Here is a 15,490-nt window from a genome sequence, read left to right on the forward strand (position 1 = left end):
AGATCGAAAACCAGCGTCGATATTCGGCCGAAACAGCGGCAAATCCTTGCCCGACAACCGCAGCTTTGGAGCCAACACGCGATGAACCTGCGCCAGATCGAGATATTTCACGCGGTCTTCCTGCACGGCACGGTCAGTGCCGCCGCCCGGTCGCTCAACGTTTCGCAGCCCTCGGTGACGAAGGTGCTGCGCCACGCCGAACGCTCGATCGGGCTGACCTTGTTCGAGCGGTCAAAAGGACGGCTGATCCCGACGCAGGACGCGCGCACCCTGTTCGCCGAAGTATCCGACATCCAGGACCGGGTGCGGTCGCTGCGCCAGGCGTGCCAGAACCTGCGCCACGGGCGCGGCGGTCTGCTCCGCATTTCGGCGCTTCCGTCGCTGGGGCTCGGCGCGATCCCGACGGCTGTCGCCCGGTTTCTGGACGATCATGCGGACGTCATGTTCGATCTCCAGACGCTGCACCATGATGAAATGGTGCGTAAACTGTACGAACATGAAACCGACATCGCGATCAGTTTCGAAGTACCGCTGTCGGCTCCCGTCGCCCATCAGGTGATCGGCGAGGGCGAACTGGTGGTCATCTACCGCGAAGAGGATATGCCGGCCGCGCCCCCGCGCCTGCGCCTTGACGAACTGTGCGGGCACAAGTTCATCAGCCCGGCGCAGAGCGGCCCGATCGGACGGATGCTGTCGAGCGAGCTCAATCGGCTGGAGGTCGTGCTGGACGAGGTTGTTTCGGCCCGCACCTATTATGTCGCCGCAGCGCTGGTCAGCGCGGGAGTCGGCATGGCGATCGTCGACAATTTCACGGCGCACGCCGCGCTGCCGCCCGGGCTGGCGAGCCGGCCGCTGCAGCCCGCGATCACTTTCGACATCAACGCGGTCTATCTGCAGAATCGCCCGCCGTCGCGGACAGCGTCGGCATTCCTCGCCGTGCTCGCGACGGTGATCGAAGGTCTATAGCGTCAAGCTATAGGATATGGGGCGCTGGATATTGGGGCGTTGCGACAGGGGAAGCTATTATCGGCCCCATTACCATCAGGCAGGTTCCCGGATCCATGATCGAAACGCCCTATCTTCTCTATCTCGGCCATTCCAGCGACCCCGCTGACATCAAGACTTCGCGCGGACTGGCCGTGTTCCGGCCCGACATCTGCATCGGCGAATATCGTCACGACGATTGCCCGTTGACCCTGGACCTGCCGCGGATGGATTTCGCCGCAGCCTACGCCGCCGGTGCGCGGACGCTGGTGCTCGGCATCGCCAATGCCGGCGGCAGGCTGGGCGAGGATCTGATCGTCGATGCGCTGGCCGCGATGGAGGCCGGGCTCGACATCGCTTCGGGGCTGCACCATCGGCTGAACGCCGAACCGCGGCTGATCGAGGCCGCAGCGCGGCGCGGCCGCCAGCTGCACGATGTGCGCGACCCGCGACCCGATATCCCGATCGGCAACGGCAAGCCCCGCGCGGGCAAAAGGCTTCTCACCGTCGGCACCGATTGTTCGGTCGGCAAGATGTACACGACGCTCTGCCTCGCCAGCGCGCTCGACAAACGCGGCGTGGCGGCAGATTTCCGCGCGACCGGACAGACGGGCATCTTGATCGCGGGTGACGGCGTTCCGCTCGACGCCGTGGTCGCCGACTTCATCTCGGGCGCGATCGAACAGGTTTCGCCCGCACGCAGCGATGACGGCTGGGACCTGATCGAGGGGCAGGGATCGCTCTATCACCCCTCGTTCGCCGGCGTATCGACGGGGCTGCTGCACGGCGCGCAGCCCGACGCGCTCGTCCTGTGCCATGACCCGGCGCGCCCGCATATGCGCGGCCTGCCCCATTATCCGCTGCCCGGCATTGCCGAAACACTGGAAGCCAATCTGCGCGTAGCCCGGCTGACCAACGCGAATGTCCGGGTTGTGGGCATCGCGCTCAACACCTCGGCCATGCCCGAGAACGAGGCACGTGCCCTGTGCGCCGCGACCGAGGCCGAATTCGGGCTGCCGACCAGCGATCCCTATCGCTTCGGGGTCGAGACGATCCTCGACCGGCTGCTGGAAACCGACGCCGCCACACACAGCGTCGCCGAAACCGCCTGATCCCCATGCGCACCCTGATCGTCGCGGACGAAATCCTGCCACTGCACACGCCGTTCCGCATATCACGCGGGGTCAGGACCGCCGCGCAGGTGGTGACCGTCGCCATCGCGCAGGATCGCGTGACCGGACGCGGCGAATGCGTCCCCTACCCGCGCTATGGCGAGAATGCCGAAAGCACGATTCTGGCGATCGAAGCGGCGCGCGGCGCGATCGAGCAAGGAGCTGGCCGGCAGGAGCTGCTGCAACTGATGCCCGCCGGCGCGGCGCGGAACGCGATCGATTGCGCGCTGTGGGATCTGGAACTGCGATTGTCGGGCGCCGATTTCGCAGCCACCTTCGGTCTCGAGCGTCCGCTGCGCCCGATCGTCACCGCGATGACGGTCGGTCTCGACGCGCCCGATCGCATGGCCGCCGCCGCTGCGGCGCTTGCCGACGCGCCGCTGGTGAAGGTCAAGGTCGATCGCACCGACCCGGCAGCCCAGATCGCCGCCGTCCGCGCCGCGGCGCCGAAGCCGCGGATGATCGTCGACCCCAATGAAAGCTGGACGATCGCCGAGGTGCGCGATTTGCAGGGACTGCTGACCGATCTGCGCATCGACCTGCTCGAACAGCCATTGCCCGCCGACGCCGATAGCGATCTTTCCGGATTCCGGTCCGCCATCCCGATCGCCGCCGACGAAGCCGTCCATGTCGCGGCCGATCTCGATACGCTGCCCGACGGCTACCGCGTCGTGAACATCAAACTCGACAAGACGGGCGGGCTGACCGCCGCGCTCGACCTGGCGCAGGCGGCGCGCGCGCGCGGGCTCGATGTGATGACGGGCTGCATGATCTGTTCGTCGCTGTCGATCGCGCCCGCCTGGGCCATCGCGGCCAACAGCAGTTTCGCGGACCTTGACGGACCGCTCTGGCTTGCAGAGGATCGCGTGGGCGGGGTCAGCGCGGCGCACGGCATCATGTCGCCGCCGCAGCCCGGCTTCTGGGGTGGCATTTGACAGGATCGGGGCACAGGGGCGAATGACGGGACTGCTTCGCCGCTGGGTCGCGGTGCCGCTGTGGCAAAGGGTGCTTGGCGCGCTCGCGATCGGCGTGGTGCTGGGACTCGTCTGGCCCGCCGCAACCGGAGCGATCGCCATCGTCGGCGAACTCTTCGTCCGGCTGATCCGGATGCTCGTCGTCCCGATCGTCTTCATCAGCATCGCATCGGGGGTCACTGCGCTCGCCGACCCGCGCAAGCTTGGATCGGTCGGCGCACGCACCGTCGGGATGTTCGCGGCGACGACCTTTTTCGCAGTGTCGATCGGCATCATCGTCGGCCTGTTGCTCGAACCCGGAAAGGGCGCAGCGCTTGCCGGTGCGGTCCCGCATGCGCTGGGCGAACCCAAATCGCTGCACGACCAGCTCGTCGGCATCATCCCCACCAACATCGTCCAGTCGCTGGTCGACGGCGACATGCTGGCGATCATCTTCTTCTCGATCCTCTTCGGCTTCGGCGTCATCCTGGCGGGCGACGAGGGGAAGCCTATGGCCGACTTGCTGCAATCGGCGGGCAAGGCCCTGTTCCACGTCGTGCGGATCGTCATGGAGGTCACGCCGTTCGGTGTCCTCGCGCTGATCGCCAAGGCCGTGGCGGACAATGGCGTCGCGGTCTTCGCCAACATCGGCTGGCTCGCGGTGGGGGTCGCCGTCGGCGTGCTGCTGCAAATCCTGCTCGTGCACATACCGCTGCTCGTCCTCGTCGCGCGGCGGCCGGTGCTGCTCTTCTACCGCACGATCGTCGATGCCCTCGCGGTCGCCTTCTCGACCGCCTCCTCCGCCGCCACCCTGCCCGTGGCGCTGCGCATCGCGCTCGAGGATCTGAAGATCGCACCCGGCGTCGCCAAGACCGTCCTGCCCATCGGCGCCAGCATCGGCAAGGACGGCACTGCCATGTACGTCGGCCTGCTCAGCATCTTCGCGTTACAGGCGGTGGGGGTCGAGCCCGACCTGCAGATGCTGCTCGTCGTCCTGCTCACCGGCGCACTCGCGGCCTTCGGAACGGCGCCCATCCCCTCGGCCTCGCTGTTCATGCTCGCTGCGGTTCTTTCGGCGGTCGGCGTGTCGCCCGAACAGACCGCGCTCGTCGTCGGCTTCGTCCTGCCCTTCGACCGCCTGCTCGACATGACGCGCACCGTCGCGAGTGCGAGCGCTAACCTGACCGTCACCACCATCGTCGCACGCTGGGAGAAGGCGGATGAGACACCACCGCCCGCTGACACAAGACCCCCGCCATGACGACGACGCTCGCGGCCGGCAGCCCGATCGAAGGGCTCCCCTTACCCGCCAGGCCCTCCGCACGGCGTCTGTTCGGCCTCTACCTGCTGCTCGGCTTTGCCGCCGGGCTGCCCTTCTACATGTTCAACGCGGTGCTTACGCTTCGCCTGTCGAAGCACGGCGTCGATATCGTCATCATCGGTTTCTTCGCCTGGATCGCGCTGCTGCCGACCTTCAAATTCCTGTGGGCGCCGTTGGTCGAGCGCTATGACGTGCCGGGTTTCGCGCGCTTTTGGGGGCGGCGGCGCGGGTGGATCATGTTGTCGCAACTCGGCATCTTCACCGCGATGGTCGCCATGGCCTTCACCTCGAACGACAAGAGCCTGCCGCTGACCGCCTTGTTCGCAGTCCTGCTCGCCTTCTGGACGACGACATTGGAGGTTGCCGCCGACGGCTGGCGCATCGAGCTTGCGCCGACGCAGGCCGAACAGGCGCCGATCGTCGCCGCCAATCTGTGGGGATATCGCAGCGCGATGGTCGCGGCGGGCAGCGGCGCGATCCTCGTCGCGGCGCGTGCCGACTGGACGATCGCCTATCTGGTCATCGCCTTCGCCGCCTTCCTGCCCTTTCCGATCCTCGCCGCGATGCGCGCCGAACGCGACGGCGCGACCGGCCGCGTGCCGGCGCTCCTCGCCGGCATCGGCGCCAGCCTCCTGATCCTGCTTGTCGCGGCGCTCGTCACGGCGGCCGCCGGCTGGCTGCTGCTGTCAGCCGCCGAAGGCGCGGGCATCTCGGCCAAGACCAATGTCACCCCGGTCGTCCTCGCCGTCGCCCTGCTCCCCTTCGTCCTGCTCGCACTCGCGCTCCCCCGCATCAATCGCCTCAGCGCGGATGCGCTCGCGGGCAAATCGGGTTTTGCTGCCCCCTATGTCGAACTGTTCTGGCGCTATGGCTATGCGGTGCTCGCGGTGCTCGCCTTTGTCTCGCTCTATCGCATGGGCGACGTGCTGACGCTCACCCTGTCGCACCCGCTGTGGAACGAAGCGGGCTACAGCCTCGAACAGATCGGTTTTGCCGACGGCGTCGTCGCGCTCTCGGCGAGCATGGCCGGGGTCGCGCTCGGCGGCCTTCTGTCGACGCGGCTGTCGCTCGGCTGGACGCTGGGCATCGGCGCGGTAACGGCGGCGGCGGGCAACTGGATCTATGTTTGGTTGTGGCACAGCGAAGCGTCCGCCTTCGTCCTCTATACCTCGGTTGCGATCGACCAGTTCGGCAATGGTTTCGCGGGTGCGGTGTTCGTCATCTATCTGTCGATGCTGGTCAGCCCGGCCCATCCCGCGGCGCAATATGCGCTGCTCTCGGGCTTCGCCTTCCTGCTGCCACGCCTGCTCGCGGGTGCATCGGGGTCGATGCAGACGCAGATCGGCTATGACGGCTTTTTCCTGCTGTCGGGGGCGCTGAGCTTCGCCGCGATTTTCCTGCTGCCGGTCATCGTTCGCGTGAAAGGACGCGTAGCGACATGACGGCCGAGACGATTTGCGCGGCAGGCTTTGCCCCGGCGCTGGAAGCAGTCGAAAGCGGCCGCATCCCCGGCGCGGCGCTCGGCGTCGTCGATGCCGAGGGCCGCACCGCCGTCCGTTTTGCGGGCATGGCCGCGCTCGTCCCCGAGCGCGAGGCACTGACCCGCGACCACTGGTTCGACCTAGCGTCACTCAGCAAGGTGATCGCGACGACGACGATCATCCTCACCCTCGCCGAAGCGGGCCGCCTCGACCTCGACCGGCCGCTGACCGACGCGATCCCAGACCTGCGCCAATATGACGTCGCGGGCGCCGCCGAGCGCCGGCTGACCTTCCGTGACTGCCTGATGCACCGCAGCTTCCTGCCTGCGGTCGAGCCGATCTATACCTATGGCGACGATCCGGCGCGGCTGCGCGCCTTCGTCCTCCAGCGCGAATGGCGCCACGGGCCGCCCGTCTATTCGGACATCAATTTCATCCTGCTCGGCATCGCGATCGAGCGGATCACCGGCGCGCCGCTCTCCGCCTGGCCGCTCGGCGAAGCACTGGCTTTCGGCCCGCCGCCCGGCCCGGCGGTCGCGACCGAGCATTGCAGCTGGCGCGAGCGCGTCATGAAGGGCGAGGTCCACGACGAAAACGCCTATGCCCTCGGCGGAGCGCCCGGCCATGCCGGGCTGTTCGGCACCGTCGACGGCGTGCTGGGCTTCGCGGCCGCGATGCTGCGCGGCGAAATCCTGTCGCCCGCGATGATGGCCGAGATCCGCACGGCGGGCGAGAACCACCGGACCTGCGGCTGGGAACGCGCCTTTGCCGGCTGGCACGGCGGCGATGCCTGTTCGGCCGAAACGATCGGCCACACCGGCTTCACCGGCACCGGCCTGTGGATCGATTTCGAGCGCGGCCTCGCCTGGACCCTGCTCACCAACCGGGTCCATCCGACCCGCCATTTCGACAGCGGCATCGTGGCGCTACGCGCCGCCACGGGCAACGCCCTCATCACTGCATGGGACGAACGGACAGACCGATGAAAATGACGATCAAGAGCTTCGCCCTCGCCTCCGCCCTCGCGCTGTCGCTTGCCACGGTCCACGCCCAGACGGCACCGGCCGCACCACTGCTCACCACCGTCGAACAGACGCTCGCCGCCGGTCCCACCGGCACGCGCTACGGCCTGCTCGTCACGACGCTCGACGGCGAAACGCTCGTGTCGATCGCCCCCGACCAGCGCTTCATTCCGGCGTCGAACACCAAGATGTTCACGACCGCCATCGCCTATGCCGAACTGCCACTGCTCCAGCAGACCGCAAAAGGCGCGGGCGTGCGGCTCGAAACGGCCGCCGATGGCAAGGTCGACGTCGTGCTTCATGGCCGCGGCGACGCGGTGCTTTCCAGCGCCGACGACTGCAAGACCGATTGCCTCCAGACGCTCGCCGACGCGGTCGCCGCGAAGACGCGCCATGTCCGCAACATCGTCGGCGACGACAGCTGGTTCCCCGACGAACGCTGGAGCCCGGGGATGAGCTGGAACAATATCCAGTCGCGTTACGGCACCGGCATTTCGGCGCTGACGCTCGACGACAATGAACTGGTGGTCAAACTCGCACCGGGCGCGCTGGGTGCGACGCCCGCCATTCAGGCCCCGGGCTATTACAGCATCGAAAATCACGTCACGACCGTCGCGGGCAAGGAGGACAAGGTCGCCGCCGACCGGATGCCTAACAGCCGCATCCTGCGCCTGACCGGTACCATCGGCGCCGAGGCCGCGCCGATGACGCTGCGCTACGGCATCGACGATCCGGCGCATTATGCCGCGTGGCGCCTCAGCGAATTGCTGCGCGCGCGCGGCGTACGCGTCGACGGCGACATCGCGGCCCGCCACCGGCCGCTGACCGCCGCCGACGATCCCAAGACCCGTGATGGCGCGCCGGTCGCGCTGCCCGCCGAGCCGGCGATGCTCGCCGAACTCCCCGCGCCGTCGCTCGCCGAAAATATGATCCGCATCAACAAGGAGAGCCAGAATCTCCATACCGAACTGATGCTGCGCCGCGTCGCGCGGCAAGCCGGCAGCGGATCGATCGCCGACGGTCAGGCGGTGATGCGCAAGGTCATGGGCGAAGCGGGCCTGCCCGCCACCAGCTATTTCTTCGCCGACGGGTCGGGCATGTCGAGCTATAACCGCATCACCCCGCGCGGCGCGGTCGGCCTGCTGAGCTGGATATCGCGCCAGCCGTGGAGCATGGCGTGGCGCGAAACGCTGCCGATCGCCGGGCGCGACGGCACGCTGCAGAACCGCTTCAAGGGCACGATCCTCGAAGGCAAGCTCTTCGCCAAGACCGGATCGCTCAACGCCTCGCGCGCCGTGTCGGGCTACCTCGTAACACGCAGCGGCAAGACGCTCATCTTCTCGGCGCTGGCCAACGACATACCCGACGAACTGGACAGCCAGGCCACCGCCGCAGTCGACCGCGCCCTCGTCGCGATCGCCGAAGCGCTCTAGGCGGGCGCGAGGACCTGCCGTGTGGAGGCATGACGGTCGACCGCCGCCTTGCTGAACCACATAGGCTGCATCTCGCCCGCGAGCCATTTGGGATAGAAGTCGCGGTAGCGCGGCGAGCGCGGATCGGCCGACTGGCCAGGCAGCAGCAGGAAGCGGCTGTTGTCCCACGCGCCGACGTCGGCGACGAACAAATAGCTAGCGCCATGCGTCACATCGAAGCCGCGCCGAGGATTGAAGCCGCGCGCCATCGGCGTGTTCCAGTCGCCGCCCGAGCGCCCGCCCATGATCTTCGGGAAAGCCGCCGCAATCGCGCGGTTCGAGGCCGCGAGCGGATGCTCGATCGTCACGCGGTGCAGGTCGCCCCAGCGCCAGCTCGCCGGATCGGGTCCGCCGACTTCAACCGCCTTTTTCCACCCCGCGGCCAATGCGCCATCGACCAACGCATCGCGCGCCACGGCGGTATCGTCGCCGAGGCGCTTGTCGGGACCAGCGAGCATGCGCAGCATTTCGGCGAGGTTGAGCGAAGTCACCAGATCGCGAGCGGCGGCGGGCACGACGCGATCATAGACCGCAGTCGACAGCAACGGCAGCACCATCTCATAGAGCAAAGCCGCAGCGCTGTCGGCATCGATCCCGCAATCCCAGCGCTTGAGCAGCGCCGCCGCCTCTGCCGCTTCGGCCGACGGCGTGGCGGGCAGCATCTTGACGAGCGCCCGCGCCGGCAGTGACTGGACGTCGTGCTGCAGCGCGATGCTGTCCTCGATCCGGTGCTTGGGCTGCGCGCGCAGCACTTCGGCGCAGCGATCGTAGCGGAAGGGATCGCTCCAGCCGAAGCTGATGATCCGCTCGCGATAGGGATAATCCGCCGGCAGGTTCATCTGGTTCGCCGAGGCGAACCAGCCCTCGGCGGGGTTATAGACGTGCGGCATATCCTCGACAGGCAGAATTCCCGTCCAGTCGAAATCGCCGTCGCCCGGCGCGGGGAACAGCCCGTCATGCTTCGGCCGCCGCGGCGTAAAGCCGATCGTCTGCCAACCGGTGTTGCCGTCGATATCGGCGTAATGGAAATTGGTCGGCGAGACGTGCAGCTTGAACGCCTTGCGCAGCGACGCCCAGTCGGTCGCCAGGTTGATCGCGATCATCGCGAAGCGCGAATTGGCGCCGGTGAGCATCGCGACGGTGGCAAAGGCGACCGCGCGATTTCGCGCCGCGTCCGACGACACGATCGGGCGGCCACCCGCATAGCGCAGCGTCACGCGCTCGGCCGCGGCGCCCTTGATGAGGATCTCGTCCTCGAAACTCTCGAACGCCTTCCATTCGCCCTTGTGCCAATACCGGCCGGGGTCGCCCTCCTTGGTGCGCAGGATGAACAGGTCGCTCTGGTCGATGTGGAAATTGGTGCGGCCAAAGGCGAAGCGGTCGGTGTGCCCCTGCATGATCCCGGGCAGCCCCGGCGCACCTGCGCCGATCACGTCGAGCCCCGGCGCCGACAGGTGGCACATGTGCCGCGGGCTCGACCGCCCGATGCCGAGGTGCGGATCGTTGGCCAGGATCGGGCGCCCGGTTGCGGTGCGCGACGGCGCGACGGTCCAGGCGTTGCTGCCCAGCGCAAAGCGGTCTTCGCGGCGTGTTTCGGGATCGAACCACGCTTCCTGCAGCGGCTCGAAGCCCCCCGGCCGGTTGGCGGGGTCGAGCAGGCCGAGGTCGGCCTCGCTCACCGCCGCGGTGTCGAGTCCCTCGGGCACGGTGAACGACCAGGCCGGACGCAGCGGCGCCATCAGCAGGTCGGCATCGAGCAGCCCGCGCGCGTGGAGCATCGTGCGGCGCACCTCGTCGTCGGCGTCGCCCATGCCGATGCCGCGACCCTGCACCAGGTCGCGCACGTCCCAACGCAATGGAGCGATCCCCAATATGCCATATTCGAGCGGCAGTTGCGACGGATCGGCCGCCAGCTCGTCGATGCGCGCGTTGACGCCCGCGACATAACCCTCGGCGCATTCGAGCACATCGGGCGGCAGCGACGCGAGCTCAGCCTCGATATCGCCGCGATAAAGGAAGAGCCGCGCCGCACGATCGGCGGCGACGAAGCGCGGTCCGAACGCCTCGGCCATCCGGCCCATGTCGCGGCGATGCTCCATGTCGATCTGGAACAGACGGTCGCGCGCGACCAGATACCCCTGCCCGAAGAAGGCGTCGTGCAACGAGGCGGCGCGGACGTGCGGCACGCCCAGTTCGTCTTCGATAACCTCGACCGGCGCCCGCGCGCCGGACAGCCTGACGGTGCGCGGGCTCTTGCCACCCTTTACCGCGGGTTTCGCCAAAAGGGTTCCGGGCAGCGCAACAAGCGCAACCGAAGCCAGCAGAAACGCACGGCGCTGGATCAACAGAGCCTCCCCGATAAGGATTGAAGATGACGAGGCGACCCTATCGCAGCGGAGTGCGGCCATGCCATAGCAAGCGGGCTGCGCCCTATAACTGCAAGCTATTCCGCGCCCGGCCTTCATCGATTTCGGCGACGCCATGCCTTGGGGCTATAGGTCCATATCGCCAGGGTAATCGCGAAGCTGTTGACCGGCGGTAACCACCCTGTAACCTCCCCGTCACGGAACGGTCTATCCGCGCACCTCGAACGCGGCGATAGCCGGGCCGATACGATGAATATCACGAAAACATAAGAAGGCGGAGCCAAGAGCCCGCCACGCGATCAGGTGGGACAATGGGGCTAGCCGCGGCACGCACTGGCGGTGTGCGGCGCAGCTTTTGGGCAAATAAGGGGACTGTTTACATGCGTGATCTTGGACGAATTCGTCGGCCGCTGGGCCGTACATGCCGCTTCGGCGCGGTGATGACCGCGCTGGCGCTGGTTCACAGCGCGCCGGCGTTGGCACAGGAGACCACCGCCACGCCGAACAGCGGCGAAGCGGCCCCCAGCGAGCAGATCGTCGTCACCGGCTCGCGCATCGCCCGCGACGGGTTCCAGGCCCCCACCCCGGTGATCGTGCTGACGAAGGAAGATATCCAGAACACCTCGCCGTCGAACAACATCGCCGACTTCGTCAACCAGCTGCCGCAACTCGCCGGATCGACGAAGCCCGGCAACTCGCGCCTCAACATCTCCAACGGCTCGGCGGGCATCAACGCGCTCAACCTGCGCAACCTGGGCGAGAGCCGCGTGCTGGTCCTCGTCGATGGCCGCCGGTCGGTCGGTTCGACGATCTTCGGCTGGGTTGATATCAACACTATCCCGCAGGCGCTGATCGAGCGCGTCGAACTGGTGACCGGCGGCGCATCGTCGGCCTATGGTTCGGACGCCGTCACCGGCGTGGTGAACTTCATCCTCAACAAGAAGATGGAGGGGCTGCGCATCAGCGGCGACATAGGGCTCACCGACAAGGGCGACGGCTTCAACTATTCGGGCAGCGTCGCTGGCGGCACCTCCTTCGCCGACGGCCGCGGGCATATCGTCTTCAACGCCGAAATCGCACATCAGGACGGCATCTACGAAATCGACCCCGGGGATCGGCCGTGGAACCACAAGGGCTATCTGGCCATTGCCAACCCCGCATATACGACGACCAATGGCCAGCCCGCCTTCATCACCTTCCGCGAGAATGCTGGTCAGACCAATCAGGCCCCCGGCGGCTTCATCACCGCATCGACCGGGACCTCGACCAATGCTTTGCGCGGCAATTATTTCGGCCAGAACGGCCAAGTCATCCCGTTTCAATATGGGTCGTTCAACTCGCCGGTGCTGAACACCAACGGCACTGGCTCCCCCGTCACGCGCACGGTCGGCGGCGACTGGCGCGTCAACGATTCGGGCCGCCGCATCGGCCTCGCGCCAAAGGACGACCGCTGGGGCGTCTATGGCCGCACCAGCTTCGACGTATCGGATGGCCTCACGCTGTTCGCCGAAGGGTCGTACAACAAGCAGGAAGTCTTCTTCAACGCCGGCCCCAACCTGGGGTCGGCGACTCTCAACACCGTCGGTTGCACGACCGTCCCGGTCCCGACCACCTGTAACGCCTTCGCCTTGCAGACGCTGGGCGCGGCACGGCTCACCGGCGTCAACAGCATCAGCATCACGACCACCGCGGCCGACCTGCCGTTCCGCGGCATCAATAACAAGCGCCAGGTCCAACGCTACGTCATCGGTGCCGAGGGCGAGTTCGACGCCTTCGGCAAGGCGGCACGCTGGGACATCTTCGGCCAATATGGCCGCTCGGATGTGCGCGAACAGCTCCGTAACATCATGCATGTCACGCGCATGGCGAATGCGACGAATGCGGCGTTTGCGCCCGCCGGCAATGCGGGCGGCTACGCCGTCGGATCGATCCAGTGCCTGATCAACGTCGACACCGACACCACCAACAATGACCCGACCTGCGTGCCGCTCAATCGCCTTGGCATCGGCGTCGCCAATCCGGCGGCGATCGACTATGTGCTCGGCGATCCGTTCCGCAAACAGGTGCTCGAACAATATGTCACGGGCGCCAACCTGTCGCTGACGCCCTTCGCCACCTGGGCGGGCGACGTCAGCATCGCGATCGGCGGCGAATATCGCGAAGAGAAGATCCGCGGCAGCGTGCCGACCGAGTTCCAGCCGATCGCGACCGTCGACGCCAATGGCCGGCCCGGCTTCCGCAACGCCTGGTCGGTCGGCAACTATCTGCCGTTCAAGGGCAGCTATAATGTGAAGGAAGCCTATCTCGAAACGCTGATCCCGCTGGGTTTCGGCCTCGAATTCAATGGCGCGGTGCGCGCGACCGATTATTCGACGTCGGGTTATGTCACCACCTGGAAACTCGGCGCGACCTGGGCGCCGATCGAGGACATCCGCCTCCGCGTGACGCGGTCGCGCGACATTCGCGCGCCGAACCTGAACGAGTTGTTCCAGGCCGGCACCGCGAACAGCGATTCGGTACGCAATCCCAAGTTCAATTCGGCCGATCCGAACAGCGGTCCGCAATTCTTTCCCTATTCGGGCCTGACGACGGGCAACCTCGCGCTGGAACCCGAAAAGGCGGATTCGTGGAACATCGGCGGCGTGATCACGCCGCGCTTCCTGCCGGGCTTCAGCGCATCGGTCGATTATTTCCGTATCAACCTGCAGGATGCGATCGACACGATCAGCGCGCAGGAAGTGGTCAACCGCTGCGACGAAGGGGTCCAGGCGTTCTGCGACGCGATCACCACCGATCCGACGCGCTCGACCCCGACGGTGCCTTATCTGCTGATCCGTACCCAGCCCTTCAACTATGTGCGCCGGCTGGTGCGCGGCATCGACTTCGACGCCGCCTATCGCCTGCCCGTGGGTGAAAGCAGCAGTATCACGCTGAAAGGGACCGCGACGCGCTACATCGAGAATCTGGCGGAAACGGGCATCGCCGGGACCACGCCGGTCAACACGGTGGGGGCGAACGGCGGTCAGGCGAGTACGCCGAAGTGGATCTTCCGCGCCAACGCCAATTATTCGACCCCGACCTTCTCGGGCACCGTGACCGGTCGCGGCGTCAGCTCGGGCAAATATCTGGCGAACGCGATCGAATGCACAAGCGGCTGCCCGACCTCGACCAGCCAGAACCCGACCTATGACAACAACCGCGTCAAAGGGACGTTCTACGTCGACCTCAACCTGACTCAGAAGATCAAGGTCGGCAACGCATCGGAGGCGGAGTTCTTCTTCAACGTCACCAATCTGTTCGATGCCAACCCGCTGCTGCTGCCCGAAACGGGCCTCGCGGCGAACAGCACCTTTTCGGACCTGCTGGGCCGTACCTACCGCGTCGGCGTCCGGTTCAAGCTGGACTGACGCGCATCCAACCAAGGGAGAAAGGGGAGCCGGCGTTGCTCCCCTTTTTTTGGTCGATGTGGAGACCTTGACGCGGCGCGAAACCAAAGCGCAGGTTCGAAAACTCCGCATATCGGCCATGATACAGCGTCTATATGTCGCCATATCGGCTTAGCTCTGGCGAATTCGAACGCCGCACCGTAAAGGCGCGGCCATGAGGATCGCGATCATCGACACCAGCACGACGCGCGCCGCGATCATCTCGGATGGCCTGCGCGAGGCCGGACTCGACGATCTGGTGCTGATCGATCCCGCCGGGCCGCTCGTCGCGCAGGTCGAGGCCGCGAAGCCCGAGGTTGTCCTGATCAACCTCGAAAACCCCAGCCGTGACCTGCTTGAGGATTTCTTCGCGATGTCGCGCGCGCTTGCGCGCCCGATCGCGATGTTCGTCGACCAGAGCGATGCCGAGGTGACGGGCGCGGCGATCGATGCCGGCGTCTCGGCCTATGTCGTCGACGGCCTGTCGAAGCAAAGGATCAAGCCCGTTGTCGAGCTTGCCGTCCGCCGCTTCCAGGCCTTCTCGCGGCTCCAGCGCGAACTCGACGATGCCAGGAACGCGCTCGCCGAACGCGCGGTGATCGACAAGGCCAAGGCGATCCTGATGAAGCGTCGCGAGGTGGACGAGCCCGCCGCCTATGCGCTGCTGCGTGGGCAGGCGATGCGCACCAACCGCCGGATTTCGGAAATCGCCGAAGCCATCGTGACCAGCGAAGCGCTGATGGGAGACATGGAATGACCGCCGAGCGCTTCCGTATCGGCTTCCTGCCGCTCGTCGACGCCGCGCTGCCGATCCTCGCGCACGAACTGGGCTTCGCGGCGCGCGAAGGCGTGGCGATCGAGCTGGTGCGCGACATGACCTGGGCGACGGTGCGCGACCGGCTGCTCTACGGCCATACCGATGCCGCGCACATGATCGCGCCGCTCGCGATCGCCACCGCGCTCGGGCGCGACCGCCCGGCGGTGCCGCTTGCCGTCCCCTTCGTCCTCGGCCTCAACGGCAATGCGGTCACCTTTTCGACCGCGCTCGCCCGCGCCGTCGGGCTTGGCGGGGCGCTCGGCGATCCGGCGGCGATCGGTGCCGCGCTCCGGACCGTCGCGGCGACGCGCAAGGCGGCGGGCAAGCCGCTGCGCTTCGGGGTCGTCCACCGCTATTCAAGCCACAATTACATGCTCCGCTACTGGCTCGCCGGGGTCGGCGTGCGTCCCGACAGCGACGTCGAGATCGTCGTCACCAGCCCGCCCTTCGCCGCCGATGCGCTCGCGGCGGGCGAGG

The 15,490-nt window shown here is 66.8% G+C and carries 10 protein-coding genes and 1 pseudogene; 10 read left to right on the forward strand and 1 reads right to left on the reverse strand.

From position 1 onward, the window contains the following. The first annotated feature begins 81 nt into the window (after positions 1-81). From ASD67_RS13630 to dacB, 7 genes are all read left to right on the forward strand, one after another. Positions 82-966: a LysR family transcriptional regulator gene (locus ASD67_RS13630; protein WP_056348052.1), complete on the forward strand. Its 885-nt coding sequence runs from the start codon at positions 82-84 to the stop codon at positions 964-966. Between the two features lie 95 nt (positions 967-1,061). Further along, positions 1,062-2,096, forward strand: coding sequence for an N-acetyltransferase DgcN (dgcN, locus tag ASD67_RS13635; RefSeq protein ID WP_056348054.1), 1,035 nt, complete (start codon positions 1,062-1,064; stop codon positions 2,094-2,096). 5 nt (positions 2,097-2,101) lie between these two features. Next, positions 2,102-3,091: an N-acetyl-D-Glu racemase DgcA gene (gene dgcA, locus ASD67_RS13640; RefSeq protein WP_056348056.1), complete on the forward strand. Its 990-nt coding sequence runs from the start codon at positions 2,102-2,104 to the stop codon at positions 3,089-3,091. 22 nt (positions 3,092-3,113) lie between these two features. Further along, entirely contained in the window at positions 3,114-4,370 is a 1,257-nt protein-coding gene (locus ASD67_RS13645; protein WP_056348058.1) for a dicarboxylate/amino acid:cation symporter, read from the forward strand. Beyond that, positions 4,367-5,872: a hypothetical protein gene (locus ASD67_RS13650; RefSeq protein ID WP_056348060.1), complete on the forward strand. Its 1,506-nt coding sequence runs from the start codon at positions 4,367-4,369 to the stop codon at positions 5,870-5,872. Before ASD67_RS13645 ends, ASD67_RS13650 begins: the two co-directional genes overlap by 4 nt. After that, positions 5,869-6,897 (forward strand): serine hydrolase domain-containing protein, encoded by a 1,029-nt coding sequence (locus ASD67_RS13655; protein WP_056348062.1) that lies wholly within the window; start codon positions 5,869-5,871, stop codon positions 6,895-6,897. The genes ASD67_RS13650 and ASD67_RS13655 overlap by 4 nt, the downstream gene beginning before the upstream one ends. Then, positions 6,894-8,366: a D-alanyl-D-alanine carboxypeptidase/D-alanyl-D-alanine endopeptidase gene (gene dacB / locus ASD67_RS13660; RefSeq protein WP_235535679.1), complete on the forward strand. Its 1,473-nt coding sequence runs from the start codon at positions 6,894-6,896 to the stop codon at positions 8,364-8,366. The genes ASD67_RS13655 and dacB overlap by 4 nt, the downstream gene beginning before the upstream one ends. On the opposite strand, the gene ASD67_RS13665 is transcribed toward dacB, so the two are convergent. Then, on the reverse strand, positions 8,363-10,750 hold the full coding sequence (locus ASD67_RS13665) for a penicillin acylase family protein (protein ID WP_056348069.1): 2,388 nt from the start codon (positions 10,748-10,750) through the stop codon (positions 8,363-8,365). The two genes, dacB and ASD67_RS13665, sit on opposite strands and share 4 nt — an antisense overlap. Before the next feature lie 401 nt (positions 10,751-11,151). Between ASD67_RS13665 and ASD67_RS13670 the strand changes: the two genes are divergently transcribed. The 3 genes and pseudogenes from ASD67_RS13670 to ASD67_RS23710 all read left to right on the forward strand — a co-directional run. Beyond that, positions 11,152-14,178, forward strand: coding sequence for a TonB-dependent receptor plug domain-containing protein (locus tag ASD67_RS13670; protein WP_056348071.1), 3,027 nt, complete (start codon positions 11,152-11,154; stop codon positions 14,176-14,178). Positions 14,179-14,371: 193 nt separating this feature from the next. After that, positions 14,372-14,953, forward strand: a complete 582-nt coding sequence (locus ASD67_RS13675) for an ANTAR domain-containing response regulator (protein ID WP_056348073.1) — start codon at positions 14,372-14,374, stop codon at positions 14,951-14,953. Further along, a pseudogene (locus ASD67_RS23710) lies at positions 14,950-15,490 on the forward strand (ABC transporter substrate-binding protein); the annotation flags it as partial. The gene ASD67_RS13675 and the pseudogene ASD67_RS23710, both read left to right, overlap by 4 nt.

The organism is Sphingopyxis sp. Root1497 (assembly GCF_001427085.1).
In the GTDB taxonomy this organism is placed as follows: Bacteria; Pseudomonadota; Alphaproteobacteria; order Sphingomonadales; family Sphingomonadaceae; genus Sphingopyxis.

Bases quoted from the DNA above. Each gene is read 5' to 3' on its own strand.
- ASD67_RS13670 (WP_056348071.1), top strand. From the start codon at position 11,152: ATGCGTGATCTTGGACGAATTCGTCGGCCGCTGGGCCGTACATGCCGC.
- dgcA (WP_056348056.1), top strand. From the start codon at position 2,102: ATGCGCACCCTGATCGTCGCGGACGAAATCCTGCCACTGCACACGCCG.
- dgcN (WP_056348054.1), top strand. From the start codon at position 1,062: ATGATCGAAACGCCCTATCTTCTCTATCTCGGCCATTCCAGCGACCCC.
- ASD67_RS13645 (WP_056348058.1), top strand. From the start codon at position 3,114: ATGACGGGACTGCTTCGCCGCTGGGTCGCGGTGCCGCTGTGGCAAAGG.
- ASD67_RS13650 (WP_056348060.1), top strand. From the start codon at position 4,367: ATGACGACGACGCTCGCGGCCGGCAGCCCGATCGAAGGGCTCCCCTTA.
- ASD67_RS13655 (WP_056348062.1), top strand. From the start codon at position 5,869: ATGACGGCCGAGACGATTTGCGCGGCAGGCTTTGCCCCGGCGCTGGAA.
- ASD67_RS13675 (WP_056348073.1), top strand. From the start codon at position 14,372: ATGAGGATCGCGATCATCGACACCAGCACGACGCGCGCCGCGATCATC.
- ASD67_RS13630 (WP_056348052.1), top strand. From the start codon at position 82: ATGAACCTGCGCCAGATCGAGATATTTCACGCGGTCTTCCTGCACGGC.
- dacB (WP_235535679.1), top strand. From the start codon at position 6,894: ATGAAAATGACGATCAAGAGCTTCGCCCTCGCCTCCGCCCTCGCGCTG.